General features: G+C 65.1%; 3 protein-coding genes. All 3 read left to right on the top strand.

The features are described 5' to 3' along the window. Positions 1–1,729: glycine cleavage T C-terminal barrel domain-containing protein (locus tag WBB85_RS03540; protein WP_432637241.1), on the top strand; the 1,729-nt coding region annotated here is incomplete at its 5' end. After that, entirely contained in the window at positions 1,722–2,258 is a 537-nt protein-coding gene (locus tag WBB85_RS03535) for a hypothetical protein (protein WP_432637240.1), read from the top strand. The genes WBB85_RS03540 and WBB85_RS03535, both read left to right, overlap by 8 nt. Before the next feature lie 12 nt (positions 2,259–2,270). Beyond that, positions 2,271–3,308 (top strand): Rieske 2Fe-2S domain-containing protein, encoded by a 1,038-nt coding sequence (locus WBB85_RS03530; protein ID WP_432637239.1) that lies wholly within the window; start codon positions 2,271–2,273, stop codon positions 3,306–3,308. Positions 3,309–3,528: the final 220 nt, after the last annotated feature.

The raw sequence follows: 3,528 nt of genomic DNA, 5'->3' as shown, positions 1-3,528 counted from the left end.
GCCCACGGCGCATCTTCTGGCCCAGACCGGCGACAGGCTGGCCTTCGACCCGCAGGCGGGTTGCCTTATACCCCCGTCCGGCGACGGCCCCATGCGCCCCGCCGGTGCCGCGCGGGGGGCGCTGCGGTTGGGCGATTGCATCAGCGACGGCAAGGCGCAGGCCCACCGCGCCATGGGCGAACTCGGCCTCCACCGGCCAATGTCGCTGCCGCTGGCCCCCGTGACACCGCAACCGCAAAACCTGCCGCCGCGCCCGGGCAAGGGCTTTGTTGATCTGCAAAACGACGTGACGGCGGCGGATGTGGCGCAGGCCGCGCGCGAAGGCTACGGCGATATCGAACTGGCCAAGCGCTACACCACGCTTGGCATGGGCACCGATCAGGGCAAGACAAGCTGGACCAACGGCATCCTGACGCTGGCCGAGGCAACCGGACAAAGCCCGCAGGATATCGGCCACACAACCTACCGCCCGCCCTATTCGCCCGTCACCATCGGCGCCCTTGTGGGGACCGAGACCGGCCGCGCGATGACCCCGACGCGGCGCACGCCCTTCCACCGCGTTTTCAAGGCGGCGGGCTGTGTCTTTCAGACCTCGGGCGACTGGCTTTATGCGCGCTATTTCCCGCAAACCGGCGAAGACATGGCCAAAGCTGTGCTGCGTGAGGTCCGCGCGGTGCGGGGCGGCCTTGGCTGCGTTGATATGTCGACCTTGGGCAAGTTCGAGATCACCGGCCCGGATACCCGCAGCTTCCTGTCGCGGCTATACTGCAACGGGCTCGCGAACCTGCGCCCCGGGCGCCTGCGATACGCGCTGATGCTGCGCGAAGACGGGATCGTCTTTGACGATGGCGTCGTGGCGATGCTGGCCGAAGACCGCTTTCTGGTGACCGCGACCACCGCCCGCAGTGCCTCGGTCTGGCGGCATATGCAACGACTTTCCCAGATCGACTGGCCTGATCTTGATGTCACCCTGACCGAAGTCAGCGATCACTGGGCTGCCCTTGCCATCGCCGGGCCAGAGGCGCGCAACCTTCTGACAGCCCTTGCCCCCGATTTCGCCCCCGATTTCACCACGGACCGCGCGGCCTTTCCCTTTGCTTGTGTGCGCGAAGGGCGGCTTGGCGGCGATCTGCCGGTGCGCGTCTTCTCGGTCAGCTATTCGGGTGAGCTGAGCTATGAGATCAACACACAAGCCGGTTTTGCCGAGGAACTTTGGCGCCGTGTGATACGCGAAGGCGCGCGTTGGGGGATCACGCCCTACGGGATTGAGGCGCTTGATGTGCTGCGTATCGAGAAAGGGCACCTGTCGGTGGGGACCGAGATCGACGGCCGCCGCACCCCGGACGATCTGGGGCTGGGCGGAATGGTGGCGGCAAAGAAGGATTTCATCGGCCGCGCCTTGCTGGCCCGTCCGGCCTTGCAGGCGACCGGGCGGCCGCAACTGATCGGGCTGCGCCCCGCCGATGGGATCACGCCAATCCCCCTCGCTTCCCACCTGACTGACAGACCGCTTGGCGGTGACACGCCCCCGACCCCACGGGGCCATCTGACCGCCGCTGTCCAGAGCCCGACACTTGGCCATCCGATCGCGCTTGGTTTCCTTGCCGATGGCCGCGCCCGGATCGGCGAACGGCTTTGGGCGGTCTCGCCCATCGCGGCCGCCTCGGTCGAGGTCGAAGTGACAGCGCCCTGCGCCTATGATCCGGACGGGGGACGCCTGCATGGCTGAGGCCCTGATCCCGACCCCCGCCACCGATGCGGCAGGCTATCTTGACCGGCGGCTTGACCTGCGGCTGGATGAGGAATTTCACCTCCTGACCGAATGCGCCGCCCCTTTGCCGAAGGCGATGGACGACGCCTTGCAGGTCGCCGGAACTCCGCTTGGCCTCGGCCAGACGCGGGCCACGGGCAATGGCCGCCTGATCAGGCTCTGGCCTGCGCGGCTTTGGTGCCTTGGCACCCTGCCTTCCGGTCTTGATCTGCGCGCCACCGACATTTCGCACGGCCATGTGATCCTGCGCCTGCGCGGCCCCGGCGCGCTGCACTTTCTGGCTGATTACGCCAGCGCGGACCTTCGCGCCGCACCGATCCGCAGCGCCGCGACCCTGCGCTGCGCTATCGGCGCTTACGCAGCCCTTCTCTGGTGGGCGAACACCCGCGACGTTCACATCGCCATCGACCGCAGCCTTGCGCAATCCTTCACCGATCACCTGCGGGACTTGACCCGCCGCCATCCAGCCCATCACCTTCCCGAATAGGAGGAAATCGCCATGTATCTGAAGAACGCCTGGTATGTCGTCGCCTGGGACCATGAGGTCACCGAACGCCCGCAGCAGATCATGGTTCTGGGCGAACGGATCGTGACCTTCCGCACCACTTCCGGCGACCCCGTGGCGCTGATCGACGCCTGCCCGCACCGCAAACTGCCTTTGTCAAAGGGCCGGGTGAAGGGCGATACAATCGAATGCGGTTATCACGGGCTGACCTTCGATTGCTCTGGCACCTGCGTGCGCGTCCCCGGGCAGGACCGCATTCCGGCCCGCGCCAATATCCGCTCCTACCCCGTTGTCGCCCGTTACGGGCTGATCTGGATCTGGATGGGCGATCCGGCGCTCGCCGATCCCGACACGATCTTCAAGATCGAGCACTATGACGACCCCGCCTGGGGCATCAACCGGGGGGCCGCGATGCCCTTTGCCTGCAACTATCTGCTGATCACCGACAACCTTCTTGACCCGAGCCATGTCGCCTGGGTCCACCAGTCGTCCTTCGGCAACACCGCCTGCGAGGAAGAGCCGCTGGATGTCGAGGGCACCGACACAGGCGTCATCGTCTCGCGCTGGATGTATGATGTCGAGGTGGCGCCGTTCTACAAAAAGCTCGTGCCTTTCGAGGGCAATTGCGACCGCAGGCAGCATTACGAGGTCCGCTATCCCTCGCTGGCCTATATCAAGGCTGTCTTCACCCCGGCAGGCACCGGCGGCGATGAAAGCAGGCTGCCCGAGGGTCAGTATTTCCAGATGGACAGCTACAATTTCATGACCCCGGTCGATGAAAACACCACACAATACTACTGGTTCCAGATGCGCAATGTGCATCCCGGCGATGAGGCGATTTCGAAATATATGAGCGACTCGGTCGAGTTCGCCTTCAATGAGGATCGCGATATCCTGATCGAGGTGCAGAAGGGCATTAGCAATACCGCCAGCCGGCCCATCGATATCGCCATCGATGCGGGTCCGCTTCTCTATCGCAGGCGGTTGCAAAAGCTGATCGATGCCGAACATGAAGAGACAGCGGCAGCCTGACAGCGGGGAAACCGGCACGGCATCTGGGCGTGAGCAAAGAACATGGGCATGGACGCAAGTCGGGTTGATGCGCATTGATCCATTCGCGGGCTTTGGATGCCGGGCAGCGCCCGACCGCGGGTGGGCGCCGCGACGCCTGACTTGGGTACTTTATGGCCCCATCAAATCCGACGCCGGTTCGTCTTGAAACTGTGCAGGAGCGCCCACCCAGGGGGCGGTC

Source organism: Albidovulum sp. (genome assembly GCF_049646345.1).
Lineage (GTDB): Bacteria > Pseudomonadota > Alphaproteobacteria > Rhodobacterales > Rhodobacteraceae > Albidovulum.
Note: the sequence above shows the minus strand (reverse complement) of the source record. Positions and strands in the feature narration are given on the sequence as shown.